This is a genomic window from Candidatus Poriferisodalis sp., from assembly GCF_965204195.1.
Classification (GTDB): domain Bacteria; phylum Actinomycetota; class Acidimicrobiia; order Acidimicrobiales; family Poriferisodalaceae; genus Poriferisodalis.
This window is the reverse complement of the sequence record NZ_OZ241975.1, coordinates 3,431,935-3,448,327: the sequence shown is the minus strand read 5'-3', so window position 1 is coordinate 3,448,327 and position 16,393 is coordinate 3,431,935. Positions and strand designations below refer to the sequence as shown.

The 16,393-nt window shown below is 68.6% G+C and carries 14 protein-coding genes; 10 read left to right on the top strand and 4 right to left on the bottom strand.

Going from position 1 to position 16,393, the window contains the following annotated elements; translation table 11 throughout:
- The first annotated feature begins 55 nt into the window (after positions 1-55).
- The 4 genes from argJ to sucD all read left to right on the top strand — a co-directional run bounded on the left by argJ (position 56) and on the right by sucD (position 5,789).
- Positions 56-1,252 (top strand): bifunctional glutamate N-acetyltransferase/amino-acid acetyltransferase ArgJ, encoded by a 1,197-nt coding sequence (gene argJ / locus ACOGI8_RS15535; RefSeq protein WP_419854705.1) that lies wholly within the window; start codon positions 56-58, stop codon positions 1,250-1,252.
- Between the two features lie 58 nt (positions 1,253-1,310).
- A complete protein-coding gene (locus ACOGI8_RS15530) occupies positions 1,311-3,683 on the top strand; it encodes an ATP-dependent helicase (RefSeq protein ID WP_419854704.1) in 2,373 nt (790 codons plus the stop codon).
- 63 nt (positions 3,684-3,746) lie between these two features.
- Complete coding sequence (gene sucC / locus ACOGI8_RS15525) at positions 3,747-4,889, top strand: ADP-forming succinate--CoA ligase subunit beta (RefSeq protein WP_419854703.1); 1,143 nt, start codon at positions 3,747-3,749, stop codon at positions 4,887-4,889.
- A 15-nt stretch (positions 4,890-4,904) separates the two neighbouring features.
- Positions 4,905-5,789 carry a succinate--CoA ligase subunit alpha gene (sucD, locus tag ACOGI8_RS15520; RefSeq protein ID WP_419854702.1) on the top strand — a complete coding sequence of 295 codons (885 nt, stop codon included), beginning with the start codon at positions 4,905-4,907 and terminating at the stop codon, positions 5,787-5,789.
- A gap of 35 nt (positions 5,790-5,824) precedes the next feature.
- On the opposite strand, the gene ACOGI8_RS15515 is transcribed toward sucD, so the two are convergent.
- Entirely contained in the window at positions 5,825-7,132 is a 1,308-nt protein-coding gene (locus ACOGI8_RS15515; protein ID WP_419854701.1) for a glycosyltransferase family 4 protein, read from the bottom strand.
- A 154-nt stretch (positions 7,133-7,286) separates the two neighbouring features.
- On the opposite strand from ACOGI8_RS15515, the gene ACOGI8_RS15510 reads away from it, so the two are divergent.
- Both ACOGI8_RS15510 and ACOGI8_RS15505 read left to right on the top strand, forming a co-directional pair.
- Entirely contained in the window at positions 7,287-8,282 is a 996-nt protein-coding gene (locus ACOGI8_RS15510; RefSeq protein WP_419854700.1) for a lysylphosphatidylglycerol synthase transmembrane domain-containing protein, read from the top strand.
- 33 nt (positions 8,283-8,315) lie between these two features.
- Positions 8,316-9,644, top strand: coding sequence for a cytochrome P450 (locus ACOGI8_RS15505; RefSeq protein ID WP_419854699.1), 1,329 nt, complete (start codon positions 8,316-8,318; stop codon positions 9,642-9,644).
- An 86-nt stretch (positions 9,645-9,730) separates the two neighbouring features.
- Here the strand turns inward: ACOGI8_RS15505 and ACOGI8_RS15500 are convergent, their stop codons facing one another.
- Complete coding sequence (locus ACOGI8_RS15500) at positions 9,731-10,018, bottom strand: DUF1330 domain-containing protein (protein WP_419854698.1); 288 nt, start codon at positions 10,016-10,018, stop codon at positions 9,731-9,733.
- A 103-nt stretch (positions 10,019-10,121) separates the two neighbouring features.
- On the opposite strand from ACOGI8_RS15500, the gene ACOGI8_RS15495 reads away from it, so the two are divergent.
- On the top strand, positions 10,122-10,649 hold the full coding sequence (locus ACOGI8_RS15495) for a pyridoxamine 5'-phosphate oxidase family protein (RefSeq protein ID WP_419854697.1): 528 nt from the start codon (positions 10,122-10,124) through the stop codon (positions 10,647-10,649).
- Here ACOGI8_RS15495 and ACOGI8_RS15490 read toward each other — a convergent pair.
- Positions 10,646-11,866, bottom strand: a complete 1,221-nt coding sequence (locus ACOGI8_RS15490; protein WP_419854696.1) for an aromatic ring-hydroxylating oxygenase subunit alpha — start codon at positions 11,864-11,866, stop codon at positions 10,646-10,648. The two genes, ACOGI8_RS15495 and ACOGI8_RS15490, sit on opposite strands and share 4 nt — an antisense overlap.
- Positions 11,867-11,913: 47 nt before the next feature.
- Here ACOGI8_RS15490 and ACOGI8_RS15485 point away from each other — a divergent pair, with 47 nt between their 5' ends.
- Positions 11,914-12,396: a VOC family protein gene (locus ACOGI8_RS15485; protein ID WP_419854695.1), complete on the top strand. Its 483-nt coding sequence runs from the start codon at positions 11,914-11,916 to the stop codon at positions 12,394-12,396.
- A gap of 4 nt (positions 12,397-12,400) precedes the next feature.
- Here the strand turns inward: ACOGI8_RS15485 and ACOGI8_RS15480 are convergent, their stop codons facing one another.
- Positions 12,401-14,038 (bottom strand): aromatic ring-hydroxylating oxygenase subunit alpha, encoded by a 1,638-nt coding sequence (locus ACOGI8_RS15480; RefSeq protein ID WP_419854694.1) that lies wholly within the window; start codon positions 14,036-14,038, stop codon positions 12,401-12,403.
- Between the two features lie 163 nt (positions 14,039-14,201).
- Between ACOGI8_RS15480 and ACOGI8_RS15475 the strand changes: the two genes are divergently transcribed.
- Positions 14,202-15,482 (top strand): NAD(P)/FAD-dependent oxidoreductase, encoded by a 1,281-nt coding sequence (locus tag ACOGI8_RS15475; protein WP_419854693.1) that lies wholly within the window; start codon positions 14,202-14,204, stop codon positions 15,480-15,482.
- A 40-nt stretch (positions 15,483-15,522) separates the two neighbouring features.
- Positions 15,523-16,368: a bifunctional 5,10-methylenetetrahydrofolate dehydrogenase/5,10-methenyltetrahydrofolate cyclohydrolase gene (locus tag ACOGI8_RS15470; protein ID WP_419854692.1), complete on the top strand. Its 846-nt coding sequence runs from the start codon at positions 15,523-15,525 to the stop codon at positions 16,366-16,368.
- Positions 16,369-16,393 lie beyond the last annotated feature (25 nt).

Sequence of the window (16,393 nt, the reverse complement as noted above, 5' to 3'; positions counted from 1 at the left end):
ACCTTGGCTCCACAGCCGCGGCCGGGCCGCGGGAAGCGTGCGACAAGGGCTGATCATGACTTCAGCAGGGGCCGAGAACTCGGCTGCATCGGTGGACTTGCCGGCGGGGTTCGCTTGCCATGTGGGCAACATCGGCATCAAGGACGACACCGCCGATGTGATGGTGCTGGCGGCCGATCGGGTGGCGGCCGCAGCCGGTGTGTTTACCAAGAGTCTTTTCTCGGGGGCCAGCGTGCGTCGCAGCCAGGCCAACGTTGCCGACGGCCGAGTGCAGGCCGTGGTGGTCATATCGAAGAACTCGAACGTGGCGACTGGCGAGCAGGGTGAGCGAGACGCAGCGAACCTCGCGGATCGGGTCGCGGAGCTGGTGGGTTGCGAGCCGGGCCAGGTGCTGGTCGGCTCCACCGGCTTGATCGGCGTGCCCTACCCCGAAGGCAAGGTGGACACGTACTTCGACCGGCTGATCGCCGGCTCCGGACCGGCGCTCGACAGCAACGACGCAGTGGCCGCCGCGACGGCGATCATGACCACCGACACGCATCCCAAGACGGCGAGCGCCTCAGCAGGCGCCGCCACGGTGGTGGGCATCGCGAAGGGCTCGGGCATGATCGAGCCCGACATGGCCACGATGATCTCGGTGATCACCACCGATGCCGAGATCGCTCCCGACCGGCTCGACGCCATGCTGCGCCGTGTCTGCGACGTGACCTTCAACGCGCTGAGTGTCGACACCGACACCTCCACCAGCGACATGGTGGTGATGCTGGCGAACGGCGCTGCCGGGCCGGTCGACGAGGCCGAACTGGAGGCCGCGCTCGGCGCTGTCAGCCTGGACCTCACCCGTCAACTTGCGTTCGACGGCGAGGGAGCGGAAACCCTGATCGTGGTGACGGCGAACGGCGCCCGCGACGACGCGCAAGCCAAGCGTGTCGCCAAGGCCATCGTGAACTCCCCGCTCGTGAAGACCGCCGTGCACGGTCGCGATCCCAACTGGGGCCGAGTCGCGATGGCGATCGGCAAGTGCAGCGACGAGACCGACATCGATCCCGATCGCATCCAGATCCGCTTCGGCGACCAAGAGCTGTACCCGACGCCCGCAACGCCCGAAGCCCTCGCCGAGCTCGAGGCGTACCTGGCGTCGGACGAGGTGCTGATCTCGGTGGACTTGGGCATCGCGGAGGGCTCGTTCACCGTGTACGGCTGCGACCTCACCGACCAGTACGTCCGCATCAACGCCGACTACACGACGTGAGCCGGCCCGCGACTATCCGGCGACGTTGGCGCAGCCTGCGTCGACCAACTTGCAATCCGTGAGTCCACAGACAATGAGCGCCGAACCGACAAGCTCAGGCGACGACCCGATCTTGGCGCCGTTGAATGCAGGCCAGCGGGCGGCGGTGCTGCACGGCGACGGTCCGGCGCTGGTGGTGGCCGGGGCCGGCTCCGGCAAGACCCGTGTGCTCAGCCACCGCATCGCGTACCTACTCGCTCACCGCCACGTCAGCCCGTTCGGCCTGCTGGCCATCACGTTCACCAACAAGGCGGCGGGCGAGATGCGCGAGCGCATCGGCAGCCTCGTCGGTCCCGTGGCGCAGCGGATGTGGATCTCCACCTTCCACAGCGCCTGCGCGCGCATGCTGCGCAGCCATGCAGATGTGCTCGGCTACCCGGGCACGTTCAGCATCTACGACCAGGCGGACTCACGCCGGCTCACCCGCTACGTCGTGCGAGACCTCGACCTCGACCTCAAGCGGTACAACGAGCGCGCCGTGCATGCGGCGATCTCGACGCTGAAGAACCAGCTCACCACGCCGCCGCAGGCTGCGGAGCGGGCCGAATCGCCCGACGGCGGCGGGCCGTTCAACCGCGAAGTGGCCCGCGTCTACTCCGAGTACCAGAAGCGGCTGCGGCGCGCCGGTGCCATGGACTTCGACGATCTGTTGATGCTGGGCGTGGAGCTGCTCAGTGCTCATGACGAGGTAGCCGAGCATTACCGGCAGCGCTTCGAGCACATCCTCGTCGACGAGTACCAAGACACGAACCTGGCGCAGGTGCGGCTGATCGGGCTGCTGAGCGGGCCCGCCCAGAACGTCTTCGTGGTCGGCGACTCCGACCAGTCAATCTACGCGTTCCGGGGCGCCGACATCACCAACATCCTCGAGTTCGGCGCCACCTTTGACAACAGCTCGACCTACGTGCTCGACCAGAACTACCGCTCCAGCCAGTCGATCCTCGACGCCGCCAACTCGGTGATCCGCAACAACTTCGGACGGCCGCCGAAGAACCTCTGGACCGATCAGTCCGGCGGCGCCAAGCCGATCCGCTACCGCGGCACCAATGAGGAAGACGAGGCGCACTACGTCTGCGCGGAGCTGCGCCGCCTGCACGGCGACGGCCGGATCGACTGGTCCGACGCTGCGGTGTTCTACCGGTCCAACGCCCAGTCGCGCGTGATCGAGGAAGAGCTCGTCGCCAATGACGTGCCGTACCAGATCATCGGCGGCACCCGCTTCTACGACCGGCGCGAGATCAAGGATGCGCTGGCCTACCTGCGGGCTGCGGTCAATCCGTCCGACGAGGTGTCGCTCAAGCGGGTCGTGAACCTGCCCGCCCGCGGCATCGGCGATCGCACGATTGCCAAGCTGGACGATGCGGCAGCCCGGGGCGACACATCGCTGGCCGAGGTGATTGACCGTGCCGAATCGCTGGGCGTGCGCGGCACCGCCCGCGGCGGCCTGCAGCAGTTCCGCGAGCTGATGGGTAGAGCTCGGACCCGCATCGACGAGGGCCCCGCAGCTGTGCTCGAAGTGGCGCTGAACGAATCGGGTTACATCCAGGCACTGCACGATGAGGGCACCGTCGAATCCGACGGGCGGCTGGAGCACCTCGAAGAGCTCGCCGGTGCTGCTGCAGAGTTCGAGTCGTGCGACGAGTTCCTGGAGCAGGTGTCGCTCGTCAGCGACGTGGACGAGATGACCGACGCCTCCCAGGTCTCGCTGATGACCCTGCATTCCGCCAAGGGACTCGAGTTCGACATCGTGTTCGTGACCGGCATGGAAGACGGCATCTTCCCGCACCACCGCTCGATGACCGATCCCTACGAGCTGGAGGAAGAGCGACGGCTGGCGTACGTCGGCATCACTCGGGCCCGCAAGCAGCTCTACCTGACGCACTCATGGAGCCGGATGCTGCACGGTCAGACCAGCTACAACCCGCCCAGCCGCTTCATCGACGAGATCCCGGCGGACCTGCTGGACGACCGCTCCGACGACACCCAGCGGCTCGGCAGCTCGTGGCGGCCCGTCACCAGCGACTGGGGCGCCAATCGGCGGGCCAGCGAGCCCAGCGAGTACAGCCAACTCAGCGAGACGGAGCTGGCGGGCCGGAGCCAGCCCCGCAGCGATCCCGCGCGCCACGACGACAGCGCGGCGAAGGGTCGCGAGTCTCGCCGGGAGGAGGCCCGCCGCCGGGTGGCCGCCCGGATGGGCGAGCCGAAGCCGGCCCCCTCGGCCGACCTCGGGTACGGCGTCGGCGATGACGTGTTGCATGACCGTTTCGGTGCCGGCGTCGTGCAGGATGTACGGCCCGACGGCGACGACTGGGAGGTCACCGTCCACTTCGCCGACCTCGGCAACAAGACCCTCGTGGCCAGCTTCGCCAACCTCCGCCGCGTCCGCACCTAGAGGCCTGGAGCTTCCAAGCGTCTTCACAGCGGGCGGCAGGGCTCCGCTCCTATGCTCCCCGCCGTGGATCTCTTCGAGTATCAGGGCAAGCAGTTCTTCAAGGGCTACGGCATGCCGGTATCCGACGGCGCGGTCGCCTTCAGCGTCGACGAAGCGGTAGCCGCAGCGGAGCGCTTGGGCACGCCGGTGATGGTGAAGGCGCAGGTGCACACGGGCGGGCGCGGCAAGGCGGGAGGCGTGAAGTTCGCCGTCTCCGTCGACGACGTGCGGACCCATGCCGACAACATCCTGGGGCTCGACATCAACGGCCACATCGTGCAGCGGCTGTGGATCGAGAAGGCGTCGGACATCTCCGAGGAGTACTACGCCAGCTTCACGCTGGACCGCTCGGCCAAGAAGCACCTCGGGATGCTGTCGGCCGAGGGCGGCGTCGAGATCGAGACGGTGGCGGCCGAGAACCCCGATGCCATCAGCAAGGTGCTCGTGGATCCCGCCGAGGGGCTCACCGAAGAAGCTGCCCGGGCGTGGGTAGAGGGCGCCAACCTCAACCCCGCCGCCACCGATCAGGCCGTGGAGATCCTGCGCAAGCTCTATGTGGCCTACACCGAGGGCGACGCCGACCTCGTCGAGATCAACCCGCTGATCCTCACGCCCGAGGGCCGGGTGCACGTGCTCGACGCCAAGGTCACCCTCGACGCCAACGCCGTGTTCCGCCACGAGGACTACGCGCAGTACGACGAGACCCAGCCCCGCGACGAGCGCGAGGAAGCGGCGCACGCCAAGGGCCTGCAGTACGTGGGCCTGGCGGGCAGCGTCGGCGTGATCGCCAACGGCGCCGGGCTGGCGATGAGCACGGTGGACGTGGTGAACCAGGTGGGCGGCAAGCCCGCCAACTTCCTCGACATCGGCGGCGGCGCCAACGCCCAGGTGATGGCCAATGCGCTCGAGGTCATCAACAACGACCCCGACGTGCGGGCCATCTTCATCAACATCTTCGGCGGCATCACCCGGGGCGAGGAAGTGGCCAACGGCATCATCGGGGCGCTCGACGCGGTCGACATCGAAGCACCGATCGTGCTGCGCCTCGACGGCACCAACGCCGCCGAGGGGCGCGAAATCCTCGCACCGCACCTCAACGAGAAGCTGGTGATGGAACCGACCATGCTCGACGCTGCCCGTCGAGCCGTCGCGATGGCCGCGGCCTGATCACGGGAGCCTCAGATGAGCATTTTCGTCAACTCCGACACCAAGGTCGTCTACCAAGGCCTCACCGGTTCGCAGGGCCGCTACTACGGCATGCTGAACCGCGACTACGGCACCAACGTGGTGGCGGGCACCAACCCCCGCAAGGCCGGCACCGACGTGGAGGGCGTGCCGGTGTTCGCCAACTGCACCGAAGCGGTCGCAGCCACGGGCGCCAATGCCTCGTGCATCTTCATCCCGGCGCCGGGTGTGTTTGCCGCCGTGATGGACGCCGCCGAGGCGGGCATTGAGTTCGTCGCCTGCATCACCGAGGGCGTGCCGGCCCACGACGAGGCTCGATTCTTCAACATGTTGAAGCGCGACTACCCCCACGTCCGGCTGCTGGGCCCGAACTGCCCGGGCATCATCACGCCGGGCGAGTGCAACATCGGCATCACCGCGGGGCACATCGCCAAGCCAGGCGGCCCGGTGGGCATTGTCAGCCGATCGGGCACCCTGACCTACCAGGCGCTGTACGAGCTGCAGCAGAAGGAAATCGGCGTCACGACGTGCGTGGGCATCGGCGGCGATCCCGTGCCGGGCACCTCGTTCATCGACTGCCTCGAAGCGTTCGAAGCCGATCCCGACACCAAGGCCGTGATGATGATCGGCGAGATCGGCGGCTCAGCCGAGGAAGAAGCGGCCGAGTTCATCAAGCACCACATGTCCAAGCCGGTGTCGAGCTACATCGCCGGCGTGACTGCGCCCCCGGGCAAGAAGATGGGCCACGCGGGCGCCATCGTCTCGGGTGGCAAAGGCACCGCTGAGGCCAAGATGGAAGCGCTGCGCGACGCCGGTGCGCGGGTCGGGCTCAACCCCACCGAGGCCGGCGAGCTGATGGCGGAGATCGTCGCCGAGCTGTAGGCGCGCCCGCGCAGAGTTCCCTGCCGCCTCCGCAGCTATGACGTCCGCGCCTCACCGACGGAGCCGCTGCTGATCGTCGCAATCACGCTGGCGTAGATCCTGAGCAGCGCTGCGGCGTGAGCCTCAGGGCCAAACGGTGCCGGCGCCACGGCGCTGGTCGAGGACCCCGCATCGAGATCTGTTCGCAGCGCCTTGGTGAGCGCTGCCGACAGCGCCTCGGCGTTGTCGGGCGGGGCCAAGCAGCCGTTCACGCCGTCGGTAATGAATTGGGGTGCCGCGCCGACTGCGGTGGCGACCACAGGTCGGCCTGCAGCGAGGGCTTCCGCGGTGATCATGCCGAAGCCTTCGCGGCGGCTTGGCACGCACACGAGACGGGCACGCCGGTACCAGTCGCCGATGTCGCCGGGGGGCACGGCGCCGGCGAACTCCACGTTCACGCCGCGCCGGAGTGCCAGCGCTTCGAGCAGCGCCCGGTTCGATCCGTCGCCCACGATGACGACCTCCGGTCGCTGGTCCGCATCCATCTGCGCCACGGCCTCGATCAGCACGTCGAAGCCCTTCTCGGCCATAAGGCGCCCGACGGCCACGACCGGTCCGTTGGGCGGAACAGGCGAGCTGGGTCCGAGCCGGTCGGTTCCCACCGGCATCGACACCACCTGCAGAAGCGGTACAGATGGCCGTACCGCTCGCTCGGTGTCGGGCAGCGGTCGCAGAGCCCTCAATCGCGTTCGGGGTCGCGCGGCATCGGTGTCGTCGGCGCGAGACCGGGGAAGCCGCCCATGGCGTCGCTGCACCAGCGACGACGCCCAGTCACGCAGGTCCTCCGACACCGTGAGCACTGCGCCTGCACGGCGCAGCACCCGGCGTGCCAGCCATCGGTGGACTGCGTTTGTGGTGACAGCGGCATCCGAACCGTGAATGTGCACCACGCTGGACACTCGCCGGCCAGCGAGTGTCGCGGCCGCCACGGCCACGAGCCCACACGGGAACCACCAGTGGCCGTGTACCGCAGCGCCGTCACCCGAACGGCGGCGTGCCTGCGGGGCTGCGACCAGTGTCAACCGGGCGATCATCGGGACGACCCACAGCGCTGACAGCCCGGAGAACACCCGGTAGCTCTCGCCCAGCGCCACTCGCGCTTCGATCCGGCGAGGGGCGAATCGCACCCTGCGCACCTCGATGCCGTCCACCACATGGCGGCTCGGCGCGTCAGGGTGAGCGGGACACACCACGGTCACCTCGGCACCCGCACCGGTCAGCGCCCGTGCGTGATCGAGCAGGAACGGCTTGTGGTGATCGTCCAGCGACGTCGGAAACCCCGGTGCAACCAACACCACACGCACCCGCCCAGTCTCGCAGCGGTCCTGCCGCAAGCCGTTCCGCCGACTCTCCGGGCGTTCGCTGGGACCCCGGTACGCTCGGCGGGATGCCGGCCGGGTGCCAGATGTACCGGGTGCGCCGGACATGCCAGACGCTCAGCAGCGCGGGCGTGCAGACGTGACGGGATCGGACGACAGCATCGGCGAACGGCAACGATCCGGCACCGCCGTGAGGTGGGCGCTGGGGTTGGCGACTGCGGCGATGATCGTCTGGCTCGCCGTCCGGTACTGGGACGACCTGCGCCAGATCGATCTTCAGGTGGATGCCGTCGGGCTGCTGGCCGCTGTCGTCGTATCGATGATCGCCACGTGGTGCCTGGCGCTCGGCTGGCGGGAGCTCATCGGCGGTTATGGCACGCCGCTGGCGCAAGGCCCGGCGCTGCGCATCTGGATGCTGTCCCAGGCAACGCGCTACCTGCCGACCGGGCTGGCACCGGTCGTCGCCCGGGCTGGCCTGGCTGCCCCCTCAGGCGTGAACCGTGCCGCCGCTGGGGTGTCGGTGATCGTCGAGACCGCCACGCTGGTCGGCTGGTCCGCCGTATTCGCCGCGTTGTGGGCGCCAGCCGACTGGCTGGGCACGGCAGGGGGCTGGCTCGCCCGCGTCGTGATCGGCGTGGGTGCGGCCGCCGGGCTGGTGACGCTGCCATGGACGCTTGCGGGCGCTGGGGGCTGGTGGCGCCGCATCGACGGGCTGATGCGGCGGGCGGCAGTGCTGCGATGGCTCTCGGGACGCGTTCCTCCCGACGCGCTCAGCGCCGAGCGGCCAGCCGTCTGGCGAGCGGTATTCATCTACGGACTGGCAGTGGCACAGCGCCTCATGGCCGCGGCAATTCTGGCCGCAGCGCTGCTTGCCGCCGGCGTCGATGACATCTGGCTGATCGCCGGGGCCACCGCCGCCGGCATCGTCATCGGCATGGTCGGCATCACGCCGGCGGGGCTGGGCGTGCGCGAGGTGGTCGTTGCGGCCCTGCTGGCCGAGCGCTTCGGGGTCGGTGACGCAGCGGCATTCGCGATCGCCGTGCGGGTGCTGGAGTTCGCCCACGAACTGGTGCTGCTCCCCCTTGCGGCAATGTCAGGACGCAAGCCGGCTGTCGCCGACGACAACGTTGGCTGAGCGGACCGGAGTCCGGCGCGGCAGGCTGTAGCGGTGCCGCAACGGGATCTGAGCTCCACAGACACGAGCGAGGCGCCTGACGTCGACCTGGACGACTTCGGGCTGTTCGACCCCGCGATCCAGCAGTGCCCTCACGCCTACTACGCCAAGATGCAGCAGGAGGCCCCGGTCTTTGAGGCCGCTACGCCGGGTGCAGAGCTGTACCTGATCACCCGGTACGACGATGTCGTCGAAGTGGTCCGCGACACCGACACGTTCTCCTCGCAGTTCGACACCAGCAGCCACATGAGCAGCGAGCTGGCCAAGCGCATGGCCGACCTGTACCGCAGCCAGGGCGGCTACCTGCCCGTGCGGACCATGCTGACCGCCGACCCGCCGGCGCACACCCGCTTCCGGCGCCTCATCAGCAAGGCGTTCACGCCCAAGGTCATCGCCGATCTCGAGCCGACCATCCGCAGCATCACCACCGGGCTGATCGACGGGATGCTGGCCGCAACGGCTGACGGCTCGTCGCTGGATTTCGTGGAGGCGTTCGCCGTGCCGCTGCCGGTCACAGTGATCGCGAAGGCGCTGAACGTTCCCGATGACCGGCTCGCCGACTTCAAGCGCTGGAGCGATGCCTCCATCGCCGGCATCGGCACCAACATCAGCATCGAAGAGCGCCTCGCAGCCGAACGCGAGGTGATCGAGTTCCAGAAATACTTCGCCCACCAACTTGAGAGCCGCGAGACATCACTGCAGGACGACCTGCTGACGAACTTGCTCAACGCCCGGATCAACCGCGACGAAGACGGCATCGGCGACGCCGAGGCTGATCACCTGACGATGGCCGAGATGCTCAGCATCATCCAACAGCTGCTGGTCGCGGGCAACGAGACCACGACGAAGATGCTCACCGAGATGATGCGCCTGCTGGGCGAGCATCCCGGCGAGTGGCAGCACTTGCGTGAGGATCCCGAGCGCGCCCGATCGATCATCGAGGAGACGCTGCGAATATCGACGCCGGTCCAAGGCATGTTCAGAGTGGTGCGCCATGACACGACCGTCGCGGGGGTCGACATCCCCGCCGGTGCCCGAGTGGTGGCGATGTACTCGGCCGCGAATCGTGACTCAAGCGTGTTCGACGAGCCGGAGTCGTTCTGCCCCGAGCGTGACGGGGCCACCGATCACCTGGCGTTCGGCCGGGGCATCCACTACTGCGTCGGGGCGGCCCTGGCACGGCTTGAGGGCAAGGTGGCCCTCGAAGAGCTGGCCCGTCGACTGTCGTCGTTCGAGCTGGACCCCGCCAACACGTTCGAGTACCACCCCAGCTTCATGCTGCGGGGGCTCAAGCGGCTCGACGTGAACCTGACGGCCACCTAGCGGCAACCCCGGTTCAGCCTTCGGCAGTGGCTCTGGGGCTGCGCCGGGAAGGGCGCCGCGCGTGTCTCGGAAGGAAGAGGGTCGCCTCAGCCCATGCCGTCGGCAAGCACCGCCCGGCCGTTCGTGGTCGCGCCCAGACGGATGCCCACGACGGCCTGGTAGTCGTCCGACTCGTACGCGGCCCGGGCGGCCTCCATCGTCGGGTATTCGATGACGACCGTCTGTGCTCCGGCGTCGCCTTCCTTGATGACCGTCGCCGGGTCGAGCACGAGGAGCTTGCCGCCTCCCGCCATGATGGGCGCGGCGCCGCGCTGGTATTCCTTGTATTTGTCCGGGTCGACGACGTCGTAGTTCGCAATGAGATACGCAGGCATCCGCCCGGTCTAGCAGGCCATGCAGTTCGTCGCCGGGTGTCACTACGGTGAGCGAGAGCGCGAAGCACACGAGCCGACCGGCGCTGCCGAACGGAGTCACGCCATGGCTGAGCAATCGTCGGAAGCCCATCCCGAGGAGAACTACGAAGACGTCACGGTGTACGACCTCGACGCCGACGTCGAGGAACAGCTGCTCCTCGCGCACAACGAGTGCACCTTCATCTGGGCGAACCGCGAGGGCTGGCCCGTGGGCGTGATCATGTCGTACGTCTGGCGGGACGGCCGCTTCTGGCTGACAGCGTCGAGCCAGCGGGCTCGCATCAGCGCCGTGCGACGTGATCCGCGGGTGTGCATTGTGGTCACCAGCACCGGCTCGCCGATGCCGCGCAACAAGGCGATCACGTGGAAGGGCACCTGCACGGTGCACGACGACGCCGAGACCAAGGTCTGGTTCTATCCGGCCCTCGCCGCGGCGCTGTGGCCGGGCAACGAAGCGGGCCAGGCCTCGTTCGTCTCGTTCTTGGACTCGCCCCGGCGGGTGATCCTCGAGGTGGAGCCGACCCAGCGCATCGGCTACGACGGCTCGAAGATGGCCAAGGCCACCTCCCGCTGGCTCGCCTCGCGCAGCTAACGCTGGAACGAAGTCTCAGCGCCGGCGAAGAGTTGGGCGAAGTCGTCGTCGGTCTCTGCAGCCACCATGCGATCGACCCAGCCGTGAAAGCGCTGACCGCCGGCCTCGTTGCGACCGAAGAAGAACTCGGTCTTGGCGCCGGTCTTCACGGCCCGCTGGATCCGGTTGCCGTTGTAGTAGTCCTCGTCGCGCACCACGTGCAGCAGGAAGGCCTTCTGGGCCTCGATCAGTCCTTCGAGCTGCTCGGAGAGCTCGAATGCGGCGAGGAAGTGCTGGACCGTGCGAGACGTGTCGGGAGTGTCGCCGGGGAACAGCGTCGAGATCATGTACATCCGCCCGCCGCCAGGCACCTCGTCGGCGCTCACTTGGAAGCCGGCGACCGAGGTGTGCGGGAAGATCGTCCACACGCCGTCGGTGAGCAGTTCGACGGGCCAGTCGTCCTCGGGGAGGTTGTCGAGCGCCAGGAACCGCCGGTCGGGTGAGGTCACCCGCTGGTGCGGACCCCACGCGTCGTAGATGGCCTTGTTGGCGTAGCCGGGCCCGAACGACTCCCGGTGCAAGATCGGCAGGTGATAGAAGTCGAGATAGCCGTCGTAGGCCACCTTCCAGTTCGGCCCGTCGACGCTCTGGCTGCCCACGTAGGCGCAGCTCGCGAACTCATGATGGGCCAGCATCTCGCCGTAGCCGCAGAGGTAGGCGTCGATGTCGAAGGGCGCCCCCGGGGTCAAGGCGCCGAAGACGATGCCGGCTCGCTCGGCGACGGGCAGCGGTGTGAGGCCATGGCCGTCGGGGTCGAGGTCGCCGAATTCCTCACGGTCGAGGATCCCGACCAGCCGGCCCTCGCTGTCGTAGCTCCACGCGTGGTACGGGCAGGTGAAGCGGCGCGCCGTGCCGGTTCCCTCCGGCACGACGATCGAGCCGCGGTGGCTGCACATGTTCACGAACGCGCGCATCTGGCCGTCGGCGCCGCGTGACAGCAGGACAGGCACGCCCGCTACCTCCAGCGCCTTGTAGTTGCGGCGCTCGGGCAGCTCGCAAGTGAAGCCCAGCGCCAGGGGAGTGCGCTTGAACACCCGCTCCATCTCGAGTCGCCAGCGATCGGGGTCGTAGTAGTTGGCCGCTGGCACCCGGCCGATGTCGCCTGCCAGCGGCACTGTTCCGGCGCGGGCGTGACCGAGCGTCCTGCGTGTGAGTTCGACAAGCGTTTCGCGGCTCATCCTGACACCCCCTGCGCGAGTATGGCCGGGTTCGGGAGGTCAATCCGATGATCGACTACCAGCGGCTCTTCCACACGGGCATCCGGGTGCCAGACCTGGATGCGGCCATGGCAGAGATGGGCGAGACGCTGGGCGTGAGCTGGGCGTCAGTGCAGCACAACCCGGCGCAGCAGGTGTGGACGCCGCAGCAGGGTCTGCAGTCAGTCGAGCTGACCTTCACCTACTCGTGCGAGGGGCCCCAGCATCTTGAGTTGCTGCAGGGCCAACCGGGCACGATCTGGGACGGTTCTGACGATCCCGGGGTCCATCACGTGGGCGTGTGGGTCGACGACGTCGCTGCGGAGACCGAGCGCTGCCTGCAGGTCGGCTGGCAGGTTGCCGCAGCGTCCGCGCCGCCCGACGACGGCTACGGCGTGTTCGCCTACGTCGTGCCCCCGAGCGGACCGATCGTCGAGCTGGTCTGGTCGGCGATCGAGCCCCGCTTCGAGTCGTGGTGGTCAGGCGGAAGGCTCGGCAGCGAGCGCGACTAAGAGCTCAGTCAGAAGTTCCGTTCTCGCGCGTGGCCACGCCCACAGCGGTTTCCGATGCAGCAGCCACCGCACCCGTCGAACGGTCGATGCGCGGCCCCAACCGTTCGAAGTATATCTCGTAGAAGTGCCGGATCTTGGTCTCCTGGTAGGAGGCGAAGATCACCTCCTGCTGCTCTTGAGCGCGAAGGCCCTGCTGCACCAGCGGCAGGTTGAGCGAGTCCTGCTGGAAGATCTTCGCCAGCGGCCCCAGCTCGGGCGCCAACGTCCAGTCATCATCGAAGCCGAGATGGCGCACCTTCGCCGGTGCCGGCCGATCGGCCGGTTCAGGCGGGGCCAGCGGGAACAGCATCACCTCGAAGATGCACTCCTGGGGGTTGTCGCCGTTCGGCCGGAACCGGTACATGATCGGGTTGAAGCAGCCCCACGGCGACCAGTTCGGGAACACCGAGAAGAAGATGGAGTCGATGAGCTCGGCGTCGCTGACGGCCTCGACGTCGATGGCGTCACCCACCTGCCGTTGCACTTGGGCCCGCTTGCGGTCCGCCAGCCACCCCCGCACGTTGGTCACTTCCGGCGGGGGATGCGGCGTCATCAGCGGCATCTCCTCCAGGCCCGGCGGCAGCGGACCGCCGATCCACTTGCACAGGTGCGGGTCGGCCTGGGTCTGCGCTCCGTCGATGTGGTTGCCGTGCTCGTCGAAGGTGCTGACGTTGCCGTCCAGGTCGGTGACGGCGACCTGCCCGTCGTCATTGCGCTCATAGATGTGCCCGCTCAGCGGATGCCGCCAGCGGCCGTACTCCTTGCCGTCGTCGATGCGCTCCCAGCGGGGCTGCCCGTCGAGATGCGGGCTGGGCACGCCCGTTGCGGTCATCGCCCGGCTGTAGTTGCCGAACGTGTCGTAGCGGCTGTTGGCGTCGCCGAGAGATTCCATCAGCGTGGGATGGGTCGCCACCACGTGGTAGCTCTCCATGAAGGCCTCTTGGCAGGTCTTCCAGTTCATCGGCATGAGCTTGGAGACGTGCGCTGCCTTGTACCGGCGCTCGAACGGCACGAATTCGAAGTGGTCGGCCAGGTCGCCCAGGTAGTCGGCCAGCGGCGCGGCGTTGCGGTCGGGGTTGATGAACACGAACCCGTGCCAGGTGTCGACTGAGGCTTCGGGCAGCCCGTAGTCGGCCATGCCCACATCGGGAAAATCCCACTGGCAGGGGATCTCCCGCAGCGAGCCGTTGAGCTCCCAGCACCAGCCGTGGAAGGGGCAGCGAAGGCTGGACGAGCCGCGCCCGTGGTGCTCGCGCAGCTTGCGGCCCCGGTGCAGGCAGGCGTTGCGGTAGGCCTTGATCTGGTCGGGGGCAGTGCGGACGATCAGGAATGACAGGTGCGCGATGTCGTAGACGTGGTAGTCGCCGACCTCGGGGATCTCCTCGGCGAGACACGCGAGCTGCCACGTGCGACTCCACAGCCGCTCGACTTCGAGGTCGTGGACGTCGTGCGCGTAGTACACGCGGGCCGGTACGCGTGTGTTGCCCGGTGTGTGTTCGCCGACTCGCCGCAGGACGTCCGACACCGGGTGCGTGTCGTTGTCGAACAGCTCGTCGTAGCTGATCCCAGCCGAGCGGTCGGTGCCCGTCAGCGTTTCGGTCATGGGTGCAAGCTAGATGCTGCGCAGCCGGGGGAAGCCGTGGCCCGAGGAGCGGCCGGCGAGTGCGTCGCGCAACGGTGGAGAGCACGAGCGGTGAGCATTGGGCTGAGCGAGGCGCCGGCGTGCTGCGCGAGCGATCCGGTGCTGGCGGCGGCAGGCTGTAGCGGTGCCGCACCGGGACATGATCGTGATCGGGGCTGGTCCCGCCGGGGCGGCGGCGGCCATGCGTGCTGCGGGCGCCGGCATCAAGGTGACGGCGTTCGAGAAGGCTCCTGCCGGGCGCGACAAGGTCTGCGGCGACGGCCTGACGCCGCGGGCGGTGGCTGCGCTGGACGAGTTGGGCGTGTCGCTGGACGAGGCGCACCGCATTGCGGGGCTGCGGATGATCGCCGGACGGCAAGTGCGCGAGCTGGATTGGCCCGCCAACGGGCAGTTCGGCCCCTACGGAGCGGTGTGGCCCCGGCGCCGGCTGGACAGCGCGCTGTGCGACGGCGCCGCCGCCGCTGGCGCCGAGCTGTGCTTCGGTACTGAGGCGCTGCCGATCATCGAAGACGGCCGGGCGGTGGGCGTGATGGCCGGCGACGAACGCTGGACCGCCGACTTGGTGGTGCTGGCGGCCGGTGCTCAGGGCCAGGCCGCCCGGATGCTGGGCGCGCTGCGCGATCCCGACGAGCCGTTCGGCCTGGCCATCCGCACCTATGCCGAGACGCCCCGCCACGCCGACGAATACCTCGAAGCCTGCCTGACGCTGCGCGACGCCGAGGGCACAGCGGTGCCCGGCTACGGCTGGCTGTTCCCCGCCGGCGACGGCACGGTCAATATCGGCGTGGGCGCCCTCAACACCATGAAGGGCTTCGCCAACCTGAACCTGAACCGGCTCTGCGACAGCTACCGCGACCTGGTAGCCGAGAGCTGGCAGCTCGGCCCGTACCTGGAGCGGCCCCGGGCGTGGCGCCTGCCCATGAGCGCCACCAAGCGGCACGGTCCCGGCTGGGTGGCCATCGGCGATGCGGCTGGGCTGATCAACCCGATGAACGGCGAGGGCATCGACTACGGCCTCGAGACCGGGATCCTGGTTGCCGACCTGTTCGCAGAGGAACCGTCCGCGGTTGCCGACACCTACGACCGCATCGTCGCCGAGAAGTTCGACGCCTTCCTGCGGACGGGCCGGCGGTTCTCGTTCCTCATCGGCCACCCCCGCATCCTTCGAGCAGGCCTGCGTCTGGCAGTCGGCACCGACGCCATCGCCCGCCTCACCCTGCAGGTGATGGGCAACCTCATCGACAACGAGACCCCCGGCACGCCCGGCCGGGTCCTCGCCGCCGCCGACCGTGCCCTCGCCGCCGCATCACCCACGCTGCGCAAGCTGCATCAGCGCCGCAGCGCCCGCACGCCCGCTTCGCGTAGGACTGCGCCGGCCGGGCCGGCTTCCACTGAGGACGCCTGACGGCAAGAGCCCCGGCACAGCGCCACTACGGTGGCAGGCCGTGACTGCGGTGCTATTGGACGGCCAGGCGCTGGCCGAACAGATCAAGGACAACCTGCGAGAACGGATCGAAGCCGACGGCCTGCAGCCGGGGCTCGGCACGATCCTCGTCGGCGACGATCCGGCATCGCACAGCTACGTGGGGGCGAAGATCCGCGACTGCGGCGAGGTGGGCATCTCCTCGATCCACGAAGAGTTGCCCGCCGACATCACCCAAGCCGAATTGGACGCGGTCATCGAGCGCTTCAACAACGATCCCGCCGTGCACGCGTACATCGTCCAGCTGCCCCTGCCCCGCCAGCTCGACGAGGAAGCGGCGCTGCTGGCCATCGATCCCGACAAGGACGCCGACGGCCTGCACCCGGTGAACCTGGGCAGGCTCGTGATGGGGGTGGACGGGCCGCTGCCGTGCACACCGCGGGGCATCCAGGTGATGCTCGAGCACTACGGCGTGCCGGTGGAAGGGCGCCACGTGGTGGTGGTGGGCCGTGGCCTCACGATCGGCCGCCCGATGGCGCTGCTGATGGCACTGAAGCGGCCGGTGGCGAATGCGGCGGTGACCGTCGTGCACACCGGCGTGGCGGATCTGGGCGCCTACACCCGCGAGGCCGACATCGTCATCGCCGCGGCCGGCGTGCCCGGCCTCATCACGCCCGACATGGTAAAGCCCGGTGCGGCCGTCGTCGGTGGTGGCATCACCCGCGAGGGCCGCAAGATCCTGTCCGACGTGGACGAATCAGTCGGCGAGATGGCCGGCTGGGTGACCCCCCGCCTCGGCGGGGTCGGCCCGATGACCCGCGCCATGCTGCTCGCCAACACCGTCGACGCCGCCGCTGCAGTCGCCTGAGTCAGCGCTTCGTTTCAGCCCTGCA